An 18,032-nucleotide genomic window follows, 5' to 3' on the forward strand; every position below is an offset into this window, starting at 1 on the left:
TCACCCAATAAGCCCACAATCGAAGAGTGGAAATAACTTGACCTGTAAGCGCACAATTGCCTCATGTCCATCAGCGTTTTCGATATGTTCAAGGTCGGCATCGGGCCCTCCAGTTCTCACACGGTTGGGCCGATGGTCGCGGCGACGAGGTTCATCAACGAGCTCGTTGATCTAGGGCTATTTGCCTCAGTTAAGGCAGTAAAGGTGCAGCTTCGCGGGTCGCTTAGCGCAACCGGAAAAGGCCACGGTACCGACGCCGCAGTGCTTGCCGGCCTGGGCGGCGGCTGGCCAGAAATGGTTGACCCAACATGGGTGACAGGCATCGTCGCACAGACTAAGGAAAGTAAGACTCTGGTTTTGGCAAACACCTCCGGAAGCGTGTCTAAGACTATCCCCTTCGACTACGACGGAGACCTCGAATTCGCCTCTTACAACTGCCAAATCCGCGACCCACACCCAAACGCGATGACGCTTTGGGCGTTCGATGAGACCGGAACCGAGCTAGCGCGCAAAAATTTCTATTCGATCGGTGGTGGATTCATCGCAACCGACGAAACCGTCGACAAAAAGACGGCGACCGCAACCGTCGCAGCGAAGATCCCCTACCCGTTCCGAACGGCGTCCGAGCTGCTGGGGCATTGTTCGGCTACGCAGCTTTCCATCGCCCAGCTCGTTTTGGCTAATGAGGCCGCGATCGGACGCGACGAAGCCGAGGTTACGCGCAGGATGCACCGAATCTGGGACGTCATGCACTCGGCTATAGAGAGGGGCTGCAGCACGGAAGGAGTGCTTCCCGGCGGGCTAAAGGTTCGCAGACGCGCTCCCTTGCTAGCTAAGGATCTGCAATCTGAGGAGGCTGATCCGCTATCGGTGATGGATCGAGTGTCTGTGTGGGCGATCGCGGTCAACGAGGAGAACGCTGCAGGCGGCCGGGTGGTGACGGCACCAACCAATGGAGCAGCCGGAATCATCCCTGCGGTGCTGAACTACTCCCGCCAAGCTAAGGCGGTCTTGAGCGTCTGCGACGACCCGATCCGCGATTTCCTGCTCACTGCCGGCGCCATCGGCACTATCTACCAGCAAACCGCGTCAATTTCCGGCGCCGAGGTCGGCTGCCAGGGCGAGGTGGGCGTCGCTAGTTCAATGGCTGCTGCGGGGCTTGCCCAGGTAAGGGGTGGCAGCCCAGAACAGGTCTGCAACGCCGCGGAAATTGGCCTGGAACACCACCTCGGCCTGACCTGCGACCCTGTTGGCGGACTCGTCCAGGTGCCATGTATCGAGCGCAACGCCGTGGGCGCGGTCACGGCGATCACCGCAGCCCGTCTCGCCTTGGCTGGCGACGGGCGTCAACTGGTCAGCCTCGATCAGGTGATGGAGACGATGATGGCGACCGGCTCCGACATGATGAGTAAATACAAGGAGACGTCGACGGGCGGCCTGGCCGTAAGCCTCGCTGAGTGCTAAACCAAATCGCCCACAAACACCACCAAGATCAGCAGGAACCAAAAAGCTCGTAGTCGAATGCTTTGGTTCTCACTAGTTGAAAAATAAATAGTAGGAACCGAAAAGTTCGACTACGAGCTTTTCCGTTCCCGTTGTCCCCAACAGGTTCCGCACATGATACAAACTGCGAAACCACAAAAATTTAGGGCACCGGGACGAATCCCGATGCCCTAAATCTTATTGTCTAATCGATCACTCGATGGTCAGCAGCGGCTGTCCACCCTGGACGGCCTGGCGTACCTCGGCGAGAAGCTTGGTGACAGTGCCAGCCTTGGGGGCTGCGATCTCGGTCTCCATCTTCATAGCCTCGAGCACGACCACAACCTGGCCGGCCTCGACCTTGTCACCCTCGGCAACCTCGAAACGGGCAACCGAACCGGCCAGCGGAGCGGTTACGTCGTTCGGGCCAGCGCCACCAGCGGCGGCAGCTGCGGGAGCGGCAGCCGCCGGAGCAGCACCGCCACCGATCACGATCGGGCCCGGAACCGGACGAACTTCCGGCTCCTGTTCTACGTCGACGACATATTCGTTGCCGTTAACGGTCATCTTGAGACGCATAATTTTCCTCTTTCAAATCTCTTATGCCGACGCCAGCGAATTAGTGCCGGAACGGCCAGCGAACTGGATGGCCTTCACCTTGCCCTTGATGCCCAGGAAGGCTGCGGCGGAAGCCGCGATGACCGCGAGGTCCTCCTCCGGGATCGGCTGTGCAGCCTTGGAATCGGCGAGCTCAGTCTCAAGAGAGGCGATCTTTTCTTGCATTTGCTTTACGAGCTCGAGAAGCTCGTCATCTTTTTTGCTCATCAGCACTCCTAAACCGGCATGATGCCGTGCTTCTTCTCGGGGCGCTGAATCCTCTTCTTAGCAAGAAGTTCGAGCGCGACGAGAATCTCACGACGAGTGTCAGCCGGATCGATGATGTCGTCCACGTAACCGTGTGCTGCGGAGGCAAACGGAGTCGCGAACTCGTCGCGGTACGCCTGCACTACCTCTGCACGCTTGGCCTCCGGATCTTCGGCAGCGGCGATTTCCTTGCGGAAAACAACCGCGGCAGCGCCGTCGGCACCCATAACCGCGATCTCGGCGCTCGGCCAAGCGAACACGCGGTCGGCACCAAGTTCCTTAGAGCACATGGCCAGGTAGGAACCTCCGTACGCCTTGCGCAGGACGATGGTGATCTTCGGGACGGTTGCCTCGGAGTACGCGTACAGCATCTTCGCCCCGTGGCGAATAATGCCGCCGTGCTCCTGAGCGACACCAGGCAGGAAGCCAGGAACATCGACCAGGTTGACGATCGGGATGTTGAACGCGTTGCAGATGTTGATGAAGCGAGCGCCCTTGTCGGAGGCGTTGATGTCGAGAACACCCGACATCACCTTCGGCTGGTTGCAGATGAAGCCAACGGAGCGGCCACCGACACGGCCGAAACCGGTGACGATGTTGCCCGCGTAGCCGGCCTTCACCTCGAGGAAGTCGCCGTGGTCAACGATCTTAGAGATGACGTCACGAACGTCGTAGCCCTTGTTGCCCTCGACGGGAACGATATCGCGCAGCGACTCGTCCGGGTCGGCCGAGTAATCGGGGTTGACGATCGGGGCCTCTTCACGGTTGTTGCTGGGCAGGAAGCTCAGAATCTTCTGGGCGACCAGCAACGCCTGCTCGTCGGTGTCCACAACGAAGTCGTTAACACCAGAAACCTGCTGGTGGGCGTCAGCGCCACCGAGCGCGTCCTGGGTAACTTCCTCGCCGGTGACCTGCTTGATCACACCAGGGCCCGTAATGAACATGTGTGCCTTACGGGTCTGAATGATGAAGTCGGTCAGTGCCGGGCTGTAGACCGCACCACCGGCACACGGGCCGGCGATGATCGAGATCTGCGGGACAACTCCTGACAGCTTGACGTTGGCGTAGAACACCTTGCCGTAGCCGGACAGCGAATCGATGCCCTCCTGAACACGAGCGCCACCCGAGTCGTTAATGAAGACGAACGGGGCGCCAGCCTCCAGAGCGTTCTCCATGGTCTCGGTGACCTTGATGTTGTGCGTCTCGCCAGCGGAACCACCAACGACGGTGAAGTCCTGGCTAGCCAGGAACACCGGACGGCCCATCAGCGAGCCGGCGCCGGTTACGACACCGTCAGCAGGCATATCTGCCTTATCCATGCCGAAAGCCGTGGTGCGGTTACGACGGAACGCGCCGGTCTCGGTGAACGAGCCCGGATCGACGAACTGGTCGATGCGTTCGCGAGCCGTCAGCTTGCCCTTGGCGTGCTGCTTCTCAATGCGCTTTTCGCCGCCGCCCGCCTGCACGGTTGCACGTGCTTCGGTGAGCTCGTCGATGCGCTGCTCCATGCTTTTTTCTTTAGCCATTTACTTCGCCTCTTACGCGGGCTCGACGGAAACGGTGTGCTCGTTGCCGCCGACCTTGACGTTGTAGGTGACAGGACCGGATAGTGCGTTCGCCTGGCCTTCCTGGGCGGCCTTCAGCGCAGCCTCAGAGAGAGCAACCGACTTGGGGCCCTCGTCGCGGTGCTCGAAGAAGGTCGGTGCAACGCCCGGGAACATGGCGTAGGTGAGGACGTCTTCCTCGGTGCCGTTGTAGCCCTCGAGCTTGCTTGCCTCCTCGACCTGCTTTTCCCATTCGGGCTCCAGCAGATCGGCCGGACGGCAGGTGATCGGCTCTTTCTTGTTAACTTCCTGAGCCTTCTTGGCCAGTTCCTCGTTACGAGGAGCGGGCGACTCGCCGTAGTAGCCGAGCATCAGGTCGGCGAACTCTGCAGTCATGTTCTTGTACTCGCCCATCAAGACGTTGAACACGGCCTGGGTGCCAACGATCTGGGAGGACGGGGTAACCAGCGGCGGGTAGCCGGCATCCTTGCGGACAACCGGAACCATTTCCATAACCTCGTCTAGGCGGTCCTCGGCACCCTGAGCGCGCAGCTGCGACTCCATGTTGGAGAGCATGCCGCCAGGAATCTGGGAGCTGAAGATGTTGGTGTTAACCAGCGTCTTGGACTCGAAGTTCTGGTACTTGGGACGAACCTTCTTGAAGTGGTCGCGGACCTTCTTGACGCGGTCGATGTCGACGTCGGTCTCGTAACCGGTACCCTCTAGCATCTCGACGACGGACTCGGTCGGGTTGTGACCCGGGCCAAGCGACATCGAGCTGACTGCTGCGTCGACGACGTCAGCGCCGGCCTCGATGGCCTTCATCAGCGAAACCTGGGTAACGCCGGTGGTGGAGTGGCAGTGGACGTTGATCTGAACGTCCTCACCATAAGTGTCCTTGATGCCCTTGACGATGTCGTATGCCGGCTGCGGCTTCAGCAGTGCGGCCATGTCCTTCAGGCAGATTGAGTCTGCACCCATGTCGAGCAGGCGGCCTGCCAGCTTGACGTAGTTCTCGACGGTGTGAACCGGGGAGACGGTGTAGCAGATGGTGCCTTGAGCGTGCTTGCCGGACTTTTTGACGGCCTTCATAGCGTGCTCAAGGTTGCGGGGGTCGTTCAGTGCGTCGAAGACACGGAAAACGTCCATGCCGTTCTCGGCGGCCTTGTCGACGAAGCGGTCAACAACTTCATCGTTGTAGTGACGGTAGCCCAGCAGGTTCTGGCCACGAAGCAGCATCTGGAGACGGGTGTTCGGCAGCAGCTTGCGGAAAGTGCGCAGGCGCTCCCACGGATCCTCGTTGAGGAAGCGAATGCAGGAGTCGAAGGTTGCTCCGCCCCAGCACTCTGCCGACCAGTAGCCGGCTGCGTCGATGTCGGCGCAAGCGTCGACCATGTCTTCCATTGCCATTCGGGTAGCCATCAGGCTCTGATGGGCGTCGCGAAGCGCGAGCTCGGTGATTCCCACCTTGCGCGGCGCTGCGATCTCAATTTCTCGGTAGCTCATGTCTCCAATCATCTCACGACTTACTCGCAAAAGTGCGACTGGGGGCTGATGTAAAACGGTCCTGCGGCATTACTGCAAGTTATTTCACCTTCGCCGTCAGATTCTGCCTTACCAGCTGATTAGTTCGTTCAGATTGTGAGAAAACATGCATCTTTTTGGGTAAATATTTTCTCGATAACGAGCAACTGCCCCGAAGCCTGGTGTGGCTTCGGGGCAGTCTCTAAAAAAGGTTTACTTAGTTGTTCTTGCCTTCGTAGGAGCAGATGGCAGCAACCTTCTCGCCGGAGCGCGAGTTCGGGTCGAACTCGTACTTGAGGTATTCCTCGAGGAACATCTCAGCGGACTTGATGCCGACAACCTGCTCGCCGATGGCGATCATGTTGGCGTTGTTGCTCAGCACGGCGCGCTGGGCCTGGTAGATGTCGGTGACGCAGGCGCAGTAGGCACCCTTGACCTTGTTCGCGGCGATCGAAACGCCGATGCCGGTACCGCAAACGACGATGCCACGGTCGTACTCGCCTGCTGCGACGGCCTCGGCAACGTCAACTGCAACGTTTGCGTAGATCGGGTCGTCGGAGCCGAAGTCCTTGGTCTCGTGGCCGAGCTCTTCAGCCTTGGCGATCAGGGCCTTCTTGAGGGCCGTTGCGTTCGGGTCGCATCCAAATGCAATCTTCATAATTCTTACCTAACTGTCTAGTTGTTTTCGGGATGACGGTGTTTGCCCCAGAAGCCTTCTGGGCTGAACAGCTTGTCTACAACCTCTTCGGTCTTATTCAGGTCTACCAAGAGGTCTAGAATCGTGGACCTGTTGCGGATGTTCTGAGCCTTGAAGTGGGTTTCGCGGAAGCGGTCCCAATCAATCTTGATCATCTCCGGGTGGTACGGTGCACCGGCCGTCTTGAGCATCTCTTGGATCTCGTGCGGTGTGTAGAGCTGCTTTTTAGCCTTCTCGCGAAGCTCCGGCCAGACCTCCTTGATCTTGGTCAGCCGCTCGCGCAGTGCGTCGCCCTCGAGGTGCTTGACAAGGGTGTTCTCCACGGCTGCGTCGACAATCCGATCGATGTGCCTCGAGCGGACGCGCTTTTCGACCTCCGCAGCGCTAGGAGTGGCTGCGACGATGGCCTCGATTTCGAGGTTATCGACGTCGATCTTGAGGGCCTCTTCCCAAATTGCGCAGGAAGCGACGGTGCCAACACCAACCTTCATGCCGTGAGATAGCGGCGGATCCCAGTCTGTGCCGTGACCCTCCATCTCCCACACGTGGCTGAACTGGTGCCCAGCGCCAGATGCCGGACGCGACGAGTTCGCGGCCTGCATAGCGAAGCCAGAGATGATGTTGGCCTCGGCCAGCTTCTCGATGGCCTCCGGATCGCGGTTTGCGCAACCGGCAGGGTCAGACAGCGAATCGCGAAGCGTCGACTGGGCCAGGCTCCACACGTAGTCGTCGATCGGCTCGACGCCAAGCGCATCCGCCAGAATCCAGTCTGCACCTGCCGGGATCTTCTCGATCAGGTCGCCATAACCGGTTTCGATCAAGCGCATCGGAGAGGCAACCATGGTGTCCAGGTCGGCGACCAGCGCGGCCGGGGCCGGGCAGCTGTGCGTCGACTTGAAACCATCCTCGGAGATGGACGCACCAAAGGCGGCGAAACCATCCACCGACGGAGCGGTGCAGACGTTCATGTACTCGCGGTTCAGCTCGCTGCTGGCCAGCTTGGCCAGGTCGTTCAGCGTGCCGGAAGCCAAGGAGCAGCAGACGACATCGTCGCCCATCGGACGCAGGATCTCGCGCAGCTTCTCCACATTCTCGTAGCCGGCGTAGAGAGTCGGCTTTCCGGGGAAGATGTACGGATCTGCAGCGAACTCGACGCCGGCCTCCTTGAGGGAGGCCACTACCTCGTCACCGCAGGCGCCGAAGGTGTTTTCGTCTGCTACGACGATAACCTTCTTGCCGGGGAAGTTCTTCTTGAACAGTTCACCGGTCTTCTTGTTGGCGCCCTTGCCGAAGGCTATGTCCCGGGTCTGCGTCGCCGTGCTCAGGGCCTTATCAATTAGTTCAGACATGTTTTCCTTACGAAATGTGGTCAACAGTCTTGTGGGTCAGCTCTGCCATCTGCGGCCAAGCGTTCATGTACTGATCAACGAAGAACTTGTACTGCTCGTGACGTTCCATGTTGGGCTCGATCACGTCGGACTCGTGCACCATGTAACGGGCAGCGTCCGGCAGCGACTCGTAGAGGCCAACGCCGACAGCTGCCAGCATGCAGGAGCCGAGAACCACAGCGTCGCCAACCTTGGTCAGGGTGACAGGCTTGCCAGTGACGTCGGCGTACATCTGCATCCAAACCTTCGACTTGGTTGCACCACCACAATAAACCAGCTTCTCGGGGTTGAAGCCGCCGGCCTCCATCACCTTCAGGTTGTGAGCGGTGCCGTAGCAGACACCTTCCATGATGGCGTGGTACATGTGGTCGGCAGTGTGCGACAGCGACAGACCCCAGATGACACCGCGCGCCTTAGAGTCGGTGTACGGGGTTCGGTTGCCCTGGAAGTCCTGGTTGACGATCAGGCCGTCGGAACCAGGGGCAATGTTGGCACAGTTCTTGTCGAGAACCTCGTATACGTTCATGCCTAGACGCTCGGTGGTGGAAGCAATCTCGCGAGCGAAGTTGTCGCGGAACCACTTCAGCACAGAACCGGACGAAACCAGCGAACCCTCAACGGTGTACTGGCCTTCCATGACGGCGTCGGTGTAGCCGCCCATGAAGCCCTTGCCGTAGATCTTGTCCTTGCTCTGGCCACTCATAACCTGCGAGGAGCCAGTGATGATTGCCAGCGAACCCGGGTTTACCACGCCAAGGCCGATCTGGCCGTGCCAGGCGTCTCCGCCACCCTGAACAACCGGGATGCCAGGAGTCAAACCAAGGTCGCTAGCTGCCTTTACTGACAGACCCTCGACGGGCTGACCCAGCGGCAGAACGTCCTCAGGAAGCTTCTCGAACACATCGCCACAGCCGATCTTTTCGAAGAAATCTTCCGGCCAGCCGCCGTAGTCGCGGTTGTAGTACGCACGGACCGATGCGGTGTTCAAGTTGACAGTCCAGCGGCCGGTCAGCTTGAAGGTCAGCCAGTCCGGAGCGTCGACAATGCGGTATGCCTTCTTGTAGATTTCCGGCTCGTTTTCCTTCAGCCAGGCTGCCTTGAATGGGTACCACTCAGCGGTAACCGGCATGGTGCCGCCACCGTTGTACAACTTCGCCCAGCTCTCAGCCTCGTCGCCTCGCTTGGCCTGCTTAATGGCTCGAACGTCCATCCACATGATGGCGTCGCGAAGGGCGTTGCCCTCCTTGTCTAGCGCAACGACGGTCATCGTGGTTGCGTCATAGGAGATGCCCGCGATCTGACGAGCCGGAATACCTGTCTGGTTGAGCACGCGGCTAACGGAGGCCTTCAATGCCTCCCACCAGTCAGTAGGAGACTGCTCTGCCTGACCAGGACGAGGGAAGTTCGTCTTGTATGGAGTGCCTGCGAAACCCAGCGGATTACCACGAAGGTCGAAAATCGCAGCGCGGCAAGATTCCGTACCGAAATCAACGCCTAGAAGGAAGGGGCCTTCGTAACCAGGTAAAGCCATGATGCTTCATCCTTTCAAAAATGTTTTGTAAAACCTTGAAGTTTTTAGTTGTCCTCGGTCCAGCCGAGTTCTTCCCAGGCACTCTGGGGGATCAGCCTGTCTACGCGGTCCAGCAGGTAGGTGGGCTGATCCTTTTCGGGTAGGGCAACGGCTTCCTGCCAGGTGGAGTCACCCGTTAGCGGCATCGCGGACACCATTCCGGCGCGCACGGCCATCTGAATGTCGGTGCCGAGCCTGTCGCCCACCATCATGCAGTGCTTCAGATCGACGTCAAGACCGACGAGGCACTCGTAGAGCATCTCTGGGTTCGGCTTGCCGACGACGATCTGGCACTTGGTCTGTGTACACGCCTCGATAGCAGCGATGATTGAGGCGCAGTCGGGCTCGCCCCGACCGCCCGGGAATGGGCAGTAGCGGTCGGGGTTCGTTGCCACAAGGATGGCCCGCTTGTGGAACCAGATTGCGTCGAAAGCGATCTGGAGCTTCCTGTAGTCGAAAGTGCGGTCGTAGGAGGCGACCACGATGTCGATTTCCTCGGGGTTGTCGCTCAACTTGATGCCAGCATCCTTGAAGGCATTGATGAGTGGCTCCTCCGCGATCGGGAACACGACTGCGTCGGGATGGTGTTCCTTCAGCCAGTTCGTCATAGTGACGACGGTGTTCGCGATCTCGGAGATGTCAGTCGGCAGACCGAGGCGCTCGAGCTTTTCGAGATACAGCTGCGGGTCCTTTGTTGGGTTGTTAGACAGATACCGGATCGGTATGTCACGCCTGCGCAACTCCTCAACCATGCGCGTCACTCCGGGGAGGAGGTGGTCACCGAGGTAGATGGTGCCATCCATGTCGAAGATGTAGGCATCGTAGAACTCGGTAGGGAACTTCAATGGCGCCTGTTGCTGAGTCATTTTTCTCCTATTGGCGTGTTTCTAACTTTTTTATTTGTTTATGCGAGAGCCAGAACGCCCAGGCAGATCAGGGTGTTCATCGGCCAAATTGCGCTTGCCGGGGGGTCAATGTGGGTGTCGCCATTGGCGTAAACCAGACGCTGGGCAACTTCACCCAGGAACGCGGCCAGCATGCCAGCCACAACACCGATGACCAGTGCGGCCCAAACGTTGTTACCAACAACCGGCAGGAACTTCACGGCGGCGAGAGCAGCCGTGATGGTCATGTGGTGAGTAACCGGGAACTTCGAGCCGAGAGGCAGGAAGAAGATGCACAGAGCGGAGATCGCGAACGGCAGGGCCTGAGCGTTAGCCATTACGTGGTCAGCAGCCTCACCCGGAACAGCCTGGTAAGCGTAGTGCGTCAAAGCCAGAGCAGCGCCAGCAGCCATCAGACCAGAGAAAGCGCCGAGGGTGAGGTACTGGCTCGGCTTCTCCTGCCAGCCCAACCAGCACTTCTTGTCGTCGAGCTTGCTAACCCAGTGGAATACAGGCTGCTTGGAGAAGAGCAGACGAGCAACAATGCCCGAAGTCATAACGGTCAGCGCTACCGAGTCGGTGTGAGTACCGAACCAAGGGATGAAGGTGATCGCCTTCTGCAGCAGATAGCCGCAAACGCCAAACACGGCGCCGACGAGAAGAACGTCGGGATGTCCGAGGCCGGCTAGTGGCTGGTTAACATCTCGTCCGTAGCCGGTGTCGGCTGTGAGGAATTTCTTCTTCGCCGCGTATGCAGATGCAGCGGCACCACCAGCGAATGCGACGTGGGGGCCGAACAGCGGGCCGAAGGCCAGGTAGTCGAAGCCCATGGTCGAGCCGGTTGCAAAAGTGATGCCGAAGGCGAGAAGAATCATCACGCCGGTGAAGCCGAACGCGTTGTTACCGCCGATTGCTGCGCCAAAGAAGCCACCAGCGATAGAGGCGATCAGCCCAAATACCGTGATGTTCTCCACGAATTGGACTACAAGATCTGGAGTCATTTTTCCACCTATTCCGAGGGCAGCCACCAACGTTGGCGACCGCGCTTTCAAGAATTTTTTGAGCACCTCAGTTTTTGGTGCTCAACTACTACATATTTAGTTTTCGCTAGCTGATCAGGGACTATCGAGATGTTTTTCGACTTCTATGTCTGGTTACTGCCCTTATTAATCCGGGGTTTACGTTTCGCAACCCGAATTCCCAAAGCAGACTCGGTCTTTAACTCTTGATTGTCCGACTCGGTTTTCAACTAGGTAACAGGTGTTTGCTTCGCGGGCTCAGCCAACTTGCGTCGTCTTTGACCGCTTTACAGAACCTTCCATGGATCCATCAAGCAACACACGCAATGTTAAAATTAACATACCGGCTGATAAAAAGAACAAACATGAGCGATTCCGCGAGCTCTGTTTTCGTAGCCCACACCGAATCCCCTAGCCGGGGTCAGCGATCAACAAATGTGTATGCGCCGCCAGCAAGTGTTCAGTCACGGCAACTTCGTCACCACCAGGCCTTTCGATAAATCGAACCCGTCAACTAATGCATGGAAGACTACACCGATTGAACCATTTCCCGCTCTTAGTAGCTCAAGATTTAACTGCTGACAAACCAGTTTTCTCCTGCCCTGCGGACCATCACAACAATCTAACCAAGCAAGCGGCTCGCGCTTTTTCTCATTCAGGGAAAATTTTTCCGCACGTTTGACTCAAGCAATAGTTCTACCGATCCGCACAAAAACACAAAAGCTGTGGATAACTTCTCGAGCAATCGAGTTTCGATGACACGATTGCCTCATGAGCGAACAAGTTATACGACCAAACTGGGCAAACACGAACGCGCTGCTCAGCGACTATTACGACACGGAGTGGGGCAATCCCATTTTCGACGAACGAGGCATTTATGAGCGAATTTGTCTGGAGTCTTTCCAGGCAGGCTTGTCTTGGCTGACTGTCCTAAAGAAGAGACCGGCGTTCAGAAAGCACTTCAACAACTTCGACCCAGAGATAGTCGCCGAATTCGGCGAGCCAGAAATTGCGCAGATGCTGGCGGACCCAGAAATCATTCGCAACCGCCCGAAAATCAACGCCGCAATAGCCAACGCGCAGGCAACCTTGGCCTTGCGCGAAAGCCAGCCGCTGCCCTACCTCGTCTGGTCTTTTCGCCCCGAAGAAACGAAGACGCCTTCGACAAGCGAAGACGTTCCGACTCAAACGCCTGAATCCGTCGCACTCAGCAAACGATTGAAGAAGGAGGGATTTAAGTTCGTCGGACCGAGCACGGCATACGCGCTGATGCAGGCCATAGGCATGGTTGACGATCACCCGGCCGATTCGCCCAGGCGCGGAACATCGGGCGTGTTCGATGAAAATGGCCGGGCGGTCGACGTCACAGAGAGTATCCGACTGGCCAATCCGGGCCTGCCCGAGGCCGCTTTATATAGGTGATACTAACTAGTCACCAGGCGGACATCGCGGGGCGGGTCTGTGCTCGAAGGTTAGTCTGAAACGACAAGTTTCTTAGGAGGAATTGATGCCGAAACTGCGTTCGCAAACCACAATGGAGGGCCGTCTGATGGCAGGCGCCAGGGCTCTTTGGCGTGCCACCGGAATGACCGACAATGACTTTGGCAAGCCGATTATTGCGATCGCTAACTCCTTCACCCAGTTCGTACCTGGCCACGTCGGCCTACGCAACGTCGGCAAAGTAGTGGCAGACGCGGTCGCAGAGGCCGGCGGTGTTGCGCGAGAGTTCAACACCATCGCCATCGACGACGGCATCGCAATGGGCCACGACGGCATGCTTTACTCGCTGCCCAGCCGCGAGATCATCGCAGACAGCGTCGAATACATGGTCAATGCGCACAAAGCGGATGCCCTGGTCTGCATCAGCAACTGTGACAAGATCACCCCCGGAATGCTGATTGCCACGATGCGCCTGAACATTCCGACCATCTTCGTCTCTGGCGGCGCCATGGAGGCCGGCAAGCCGATGACCTATGACGACGGCTCTACCAACAAGGGCCTCGACCTCATCGACCCAATGATGGCATCGGTTAGCAACGATATTTCTGACGACGAAATCGCCCGCATGGAGAGGCTCGCTTGCCCCACCTGCGGTTCCTGCTCGGGCATGTTCACCGCCAACTCGATGAACTGTCTGACTGAGGCCCTCGGTCTCTCGCTGCCGGGCAATGGCACCACGCTGGCCACTCACGCTTGGCGCAAGGAACTGTTCATCGAAGCTGGTAAACGGATCGTTTCGATGTGCAAGCGCTACTACGACGAAGATGACGAATCGGTGCTGCCGCGATCCATCGCCACCTTTGAGGCTTTCACGAACGCCATGACCATGGACATCGCGATGGGCGGTTCGACGAACACGATTCTCCACCTGCTGGCCACCGCCCAGGAGGCCCGCGTCGACTTCACGCAGGACAACATCGACGAACTCAGCCTGCACGTCCCGTGCCTCTGCAAGGTTGCCCCGAACTCCAAGCAATACTGGATCGAGGACGTCCACCGCGCAGGCGGCATTCCTGCGATCCTCGGCGAGCTAAACCGCGCAGGATTGCTGAAGAAGAACGTCCACTCCGTCCACCACGACAGCCTGCAGTCGTTCCTTGACGATTGGGACATTCGCGGCGGCAAGGCAATCGACGCCGCCAACAGGCTGTTCCACGCGGCGCCCGGTGGCGTCCGCACCACCGAGATGTTCTCCACCGAGAACACCTGGGAGACGCTGGACACCGACTCCGAAAACGGCTGCATCCGGTCCGTCGAGCACGCCTACACGAAGGATGGTGGCCTCGCAGTGCTGAAGGGCAACCTAGCTGTCGACGGCTGCGTCGTGAAGACCGCGGGCGTGCCAGAGCATCAGTGGGTGTTCTCTGGCCCGGCCAAGGTTACGGAGTCTCAAGAGGAAGCTGTTGACGCCATCCTCAACGGCGGTATCGAGGCCGGCGACGTCGTCGTCGTGCGCTACGAAGGCCCGAAGGGCGGCCCGGGCATGCAAGAGATGCTCTACCCCACCAGCTACCTGAAGGGCGTCGGGCTCGGCCCGAAATGCGCGCTGATCACCGACGGACGATTCTCCGGCGGCTCCAGCGGCCTTTCGCTTGGCCACATCAGCCCGGAGGCTGCTTCGGGTGGCAACATTGGTCTTGTTCGCGACGGCGACATCATCACGATCAATATCCCCGATCGTTCGATCAACGTCGAGGTATCCGACGAGGAGCTCGCTAAGCGTCGAGCCGAACAGGACAAGATTGGCTGGAAGCCCGCCAAGCGCGACCGCGTCGTCAGCAATTCGCTGAAGGTATTCGCGCTGCTCGCCCAAAGCGCCGACAAGGGTGCGGCTCGCCGCCAGCTTTAAGCAAGAAACTTAGCGGGAACCGAAAACTTCCGACTCGAAGGTTCCCGCTAAATCTTTTCAATCAGCGAAAACCAAAAGCTTCGCAATAAAGTGTTTTTAGGTTCTCCGTTTTTGTTACGCAGGTTTGATCTCGCCAGAGCCTCTGATCTGGAACCCGGTTGGCACGGTTATCGTCTCCGCTGGGCCATCAATGTCGCCGCCTAGCCTTGCAAAGAGACGCTCTGCAGCAATCCGTCCGATCCGCTCGGGGTCTTGTGTGATGGCGGTTAGCCCGATCTTGAACAGTTCGGCGTGTGGCAGATCGTCGAAAGAGACGACCGCGATTTGTTCGTCCATGTTCAGGTCTTTTAGCGCCCGCAGCACGCCTGCGGTCAGATTGTTCTGCGCAGAGAAAAACGCGGTGGGCGGCTCTGGACCGGTCAACAGCTCGTGTGCCGACATTCGGGCGGCCTCCTCGCCGGGCAGGTTTGACCTGACCAGTCCTGGCGCTATCTCGACGCCCGACTCCCCCATCGCCCGTTCGAACCCCGCGCGACGAATCTGCGCGGTTTCGATAACGTCCCTGTCACCAAGAAAAGCGATGCGACGATGCCCGCCGCTGATCAGATGTCTGGTGGCGCGTAGGGCACCCTGGAAGTTGTCGGAGACGACAGCGTCAACGTCTAGCCCGTGCGGTTGGCGGTCGAAGGCAATGACGGGACGGTCACCCATCAGGTCGGCCAGCCACTTTTGACTCTTGCCTAGCGGCGAAAAAACCAGCCCATCGATTTGCCGGTTAACCAGCACCTGAGCCCTCTGTTTCGTCAGATTCGGGTCGTCGTTTGAACTTAGCGCCAGCACCGTCGACGAATGCTCGGCGGCGACCTCTTCTAGTGCCGCGTGGATCTTTGCGTCGAACGGGTTGGCCACCGAAGAAACCAATAGCCCGACCGTCCTGGAACGCCTGTCCGTCCTGCGCAACGCCTGCGCTTGGGGGTCGACGCGGTAGCCGGTTTTGTTTATCGCGTCCTTCACTGCCTCGGCAGTTTGCTCAGCAACGCCCGGTTCACCATTGACCACTCGTGAGACTGTCTTGAGACTGACACCAGCCAAAGCGGCAACTTCCCTCATCGTCACCCGCTTGTTTTTCATGTGATCAAGTATGCCAGATTTTTTTGGCAACCTTTGCAACTCCATTGCGCAGCGCCATTTTGTCCAATAATGTCCAGTTTATAGACAACGTTGTCAAGAGGCACCGTTATCGAACTCAAATCCACTTATCTGCGGAAAACTCTCACCGCGAAAGGCGAACCATGACGAGTGAAGTACAACAACCTGCAAAGACAGGTGTGACCGCAATAGTCATCCGTAGCGCACTTGTCGCCTCCATCGGCGGCCTGATCTTCGGCTTCGACACCGCTGTTATCTCTGGCACAACGAAAGCGCTGGAACGCGTCTTTACCCTGGACAGCTTCGGGCTCGGCATTGCCGTATCCAGCGCAACTATCGGAACTATCTTCGGGGCGGTTTTCGCCGGCTCGCTAGCCGACCGCTTCGGACGCAAAAAGATGCTGTTCGCGATCGGCGCACTTTTCATGATCGGTGCGCTCGGCACCGCACTGACCCCGGCATCTGCTTACTGGTTTTTCCTCCTTTGCCGAGTGCTTGGCGGCATTGGCGTCGGCATGTCTAGCGTCTGCGCACCGATCTACACCGCAGAGATCGCCCCGGCCGCCCAGCGAGGTCGTCTCGTTGGCCTCGTCCAATTCAACATCGTGCTGGGCATCCTCGTTGCTTACGCCTCCAACGCAATCATTCGCGCGATCGTCAATAACCCGGACGCGTGGCGTTGGATGCTAGGCGTAATGGCCGCCCCGTCGGCAATCTTCCTGATTCTGCTGTTCAGCGTCCCCGAGACGCCACGCTGGCTGATGAGCCAAAACCGCGAAGACGAGGCAATCGAGATCAGTCGTCGCCTGTGCCGCACCGAGGAGGAATCCGACGCAGAGATCCAGGACATCAAGGTTCAGCTCGTCGCCGACTCCAAGAACAAGAAGGTACCCTTCTTCACCAAGCGCTACCGCAAAGTAATTCTGCTCGCGATCGCCATCGCCGCTTTCAACCAGCTCTCCGGAATCAACGCGATTCTGTACTACGCACCGATGGTCATGCAGCAGGCCGGCGCCGGAGAGGACATCTCTTACCTGATGTCCATTGCCGTCGGTTTCATGAACCTAATCGCCACCATGACCGCTCTGACCGTCATCGACAAGCTCGGTCGCCGCACACTGATGTTCGTGGGCTCCATCGGCTACCTAATCAGCCTCGGGTTCCTAGCTGGCGTCATGTTCGTCTACGAGGGCAACTTCACTTCCACGTCGTCCATTCTGGTTCTGGTTGGTCTGATGGTGTTCATCGCCGCCCACGCTTTCGGCCAGGGTTCCGTCATCTGGGTGTTCATCTCGGAGATTTTCCCAAATCAGGTTCGCGGTCGAGGCCAGTCGCTGGGCTCCACCACCCACTGGATTTTCGCGGCTATCACCTCATTCGCGTTCCCATCTATGATCGAATTGCTCGGCGGAGGATTCAGCTTCCTCATCTTCTTCGCGTGCATGGCTTGCCAGCTGATTTGGGTTTTGAAGATCATGCCTGAGACCAAGGGCGTGCCTCTAGAAGAGATGGCCGACAAACTCGGCATCGAAAAGTAAGGTTTTGAAAATTATGACTAATAGCACCCAACCTGTTCTCTGTCTCGGCGAGGCGCTGATCGACGTCATCTCGCGCAAGGACGCGGAAGTCGAGGAGCATGTCGGCGGAAGCCCCCTTAACGTGGCGTGCGGAATCGCGCAGCTCGGCCACCCCACTTTGATGGGCTCGTGGTTTGGCGAGGACCAGCGTGGACGCATGATCGAAAGGCACCTGGTTAACGCCAATGTTTCGGTTGTCGAGGGCAGCAACAAGGCCAAAAAGACACCAATCGCCGACGCCCAGGTCGACGAGAACGGTCAGGCCACCTACGAGTTCGATCTGGACTGGCAGGTACCGTCGTTACCAAGTGCCGACGAGGTCTCGCACCTACATATCGGCAGCTTCTCGGCGACTCTTGCCCCGGGCGCTGCTGACGTCAAGAAGGCCGTCGATAACTCCACCGGCACCGTCAGCTACGACCCGAACGCCCGCCCTTCCATTATGGGCAGCCCAGAAGACGTCGTGCCGCTGGTAGAAGAGTTGATCAGCGAATCAGACCTGGTGAAGGCGTCCGACGAGGACATCGCCTGGTTCTATGGCGAAGAGACCCCCATCGAGGAGGTCATGAGGCGCTGGCTCTCGCTTGGTGCGAGCATGGTGGTCGCAACCCGCGGCCCGTGGGGCGCATACGCGAAGATCGCCAGCGACCGAGACATGTTGGTCGTCGACCCGTTAACTGTCGATATCGGCGACACGGTTGGTGCCGGGGACTCCTTCATGGCTGGCCTGATTTCTGGCCTGCTCGATGCGGGACTGCTGGGCGGTGCCGACGCTAAGGAACGCCTGCGCAACGCCAGGCTTTCCGACATCCGCGGCGCGCTACACCGTGCGGTCATCACCTCTGGGATAACCGTCAGCCGAGCCGGCGCCTACGCTCCAACCATGGATGAGGTTGAGAAGGTTCGCTCGGTTGATCCACTGCTCTAGAGCGGGCTTAACAGCAAATTCGGCGGCTTAATCGGTAGCATTGAATTTGAATGCGGC

15 protein-coding genes are annotated in these 18,032 nt (G+C 58.5%); 5 read left to right on the forward strand and 10 right to left on the reverse strand.

The features are described from left to right. Positions 1-63: 63 nt before the first annotated feature. The gene (locus HMPREF1255_RS05170; RefSeq protein ID WP_024111259.1) at positions 64-1,464 is read left to right on the forward strand and encodes an L-serine ammonia-lyase; all 1,401 of its coding nucleotides are present in this window, start codon (positions 64-66) and stop codon (positions 1,462-1,464) included. Positions 1,465-1,695: 231 nt separating this feature from the next. Here the strand turns inward: HMPREF1255_RS05170 and HMPREF1255_RS05175 are convergent, their stop codons facing one another. From HMPREF1255_RS05175 to HMPREF1255_RS05215, 9 genes are all read right to left on the reverse strand, one after another. Then, positions 1,696-2,061 carry a biotin/lipoyl-containing protein gene (locus HMPREF1255_RS05175; RefSeq protein WP_016455218.1) on the reverse strand — a complete coding sequence of 122 codons (366 nt, stop codon included), beginning with the start codon at positions 2,059-2,061 and terminating at the stop codon, positions 1,696-1,698. Positions 2,062-2,082: 21 nt separating this feature from the next. Beyond that, complete coding sequence (locus tag HMPREF1255_RS05180; RefSeq protein ID WP_016455217.1) at positions 2,083-2,307, reverse strand: hypothetical protein; 225 nt, start codon at positions 2,305-2,307, stop codon at positions 2,083-2,085. A gap of 8 nt (positions 2,308-2,315) precedes the next feature. After that, a complete protein-coding gene (locus HMPREF1255_RS05185) occupies positions 2,316-3,872 on the reverse strand; it encodes an acyl-CoA carboxylase subunit beta (RefSeq protein ID WP_016455216.1) in 1,557 nt (518 codons plus the stop codon). A gap of 12 nt (positions 3,873-3,884) precedes the next feature. Then, positions 3,885-5,396: a methylmalonyl-CoA carboxytransferase subunit 5S gene (locus HMPREF1255_RS05190; protein ID WP_036917330.1), complete on the reverse strand. Its 1,512-nt coding sequence runs from the start codon at positions 5,394-5,396 to the stop codon at positions 3,885-3,887. Between the two features lie 235 nt (positions 5,397-5,631). Next, positions 5,632-6,072: an RpiB/LacA/LacB family sugar-phosphate isomerase gene (locus HMPREF1255_RS05195; RefSeq protein WP_016455214.1), complete on the reverse strand. Its 441-nt coding sequence runs from the start codon at positions 6,070-6,072 to the stop codon at positions 5,632-5,634. Positions 6,073-6,089: 17 nt separating this feature from the next. Further along, complete coding sequence (locus tag HMPREF1255_RS05200; protein ID WP_024111105.1) at positions 6,090-7,460, reverse strand: sn-glycerol-1-phosphate dehydrogenase; 1,371 nt, start codon at positions 7,458-7,460, stop codon at positions 6,090-6,092. Positions 7,461-7,467: 7 nt separating this feature from the next. Next, a complete protein-coding gene (locus HMPREF1255_RS05205; RefSeq protein WP_024111132.1) occupies positions 7,468-9,030 on the reverse strand; it encodes a ribulokinase in 1,563 nt (520 codons plus the stop codon). Positions 9,031-9,074: 44 nt separating this feature from the next. Then, entirely contained in the window at positions 9,075-9,935 is an 861-nt protein-coding gene (locus tag HMPREF1255_RS05210) for an HAD-IIA family hydrolase (protein WP_024111089.1), read from the reverse strand. Between the two features lie 38 nt (positions 9,936-9,973). After that, entirely contained in the window at positions 9,974-10,954 is a 981-nt protein-coding gene (locus HMPREF1255_RS05215) for a hypothetical protein (RefSeq protein ID WP_028821789.1), read from the reverse strand. 789 nt (positions 10,955-11,743) lie between these two features. Here HMPREF1255_RS05215 and HMPREF1255_RS05220 point away from each other — a divergent pair. Together HMPREF1255_RS05220 and ilvD are read left to right on the forward strand one after the other, a co-directional pair. Beyond that, positions 11,744-12,394: a DNA-3-methyladenine glycosylase I gene (locus HMPREF1255_RS05220; RefSeq protein ID WP_024111073.1), complete on the forward strand. Its 651-nt coding sequence runs from the start codon at positions 11,744-11,746 to the stop codon at positions 12,392-12,394. Between the two features lie 85 nt (positions 12,395-12,479). Continuing rightward, positions 12,480-14,321 carry a dihydroxy-acid dehydratase gene (gene ilvD / locus HMPREF1255_RS05225; RefSeq protein WP_024111112.1) on the forward strand — a complete coding sequence of 614 codons (1,842 nt, stop codon included), beginning with the start codon at positions 12,480-12,482 and terminating at the stop codon, positions 14,319-14,321. A gap of 114 nt (positions 14,322-14,435) precedes the next feature. On the opposite strand, the gene HMPREF1255_RS05230 is transcribed toward ilvD, so the two are convergent. Continuing rightward, complete coding sequence (locus HMPREF1255_RS05230; protein ID WP_036917332.1) at positions 14,436-15,431, reverse strand: LacI family DNA-binding transcriptional regulator; 996 nt, start codon at positions 15,429-15,431, stop codon at positions 14,436-14,438. Between the two features lie 182 nt (positions 15,432-15,613). Here HMPREF1255_RS05230 and HMPREF1255_RS05235 point away from each other — a divergent pair, with 182 nt between their 5' ends. Then, positions 15,614-17,008 (forward strand): sugar porter family MFS transporter, encoded by a 1,395-nt coding sequence (locus tag HMPREF1255_RS05235; RefSeq protein WP_024111208.1) that lies wholly within the window; start codon positions 15,614-15,616, stop codon positions 17,006-17,008. 13 nt (positions 17,009-17,021) lie between these two features. Then, positions 17,022-17,975 (forward strand): carbohydrate kinase family protein, encoded by a 954-nt coding sequence (locus tag HMPREF1255_RS05240; RefSeq protein ID WP_016455205.1) that lies wholly within the window; start codon positions 17,022-17,024, stop codon positions 17,973-17,975. Positions 17,976-18,032 lie beyond the last annotated feature (57 nt).

Source organism: Propionimicrobium sp. BV2F7 (assembly GCF_000510445.1).
In the GTDB taxonomy this organism is placed as follows: Bacteria; Actinomycetota; Actinomycetes; order Propionibacteriales; family Propionibacteriaceae; genus Propionimicrobium; species Propionimicrobium lymphophilum.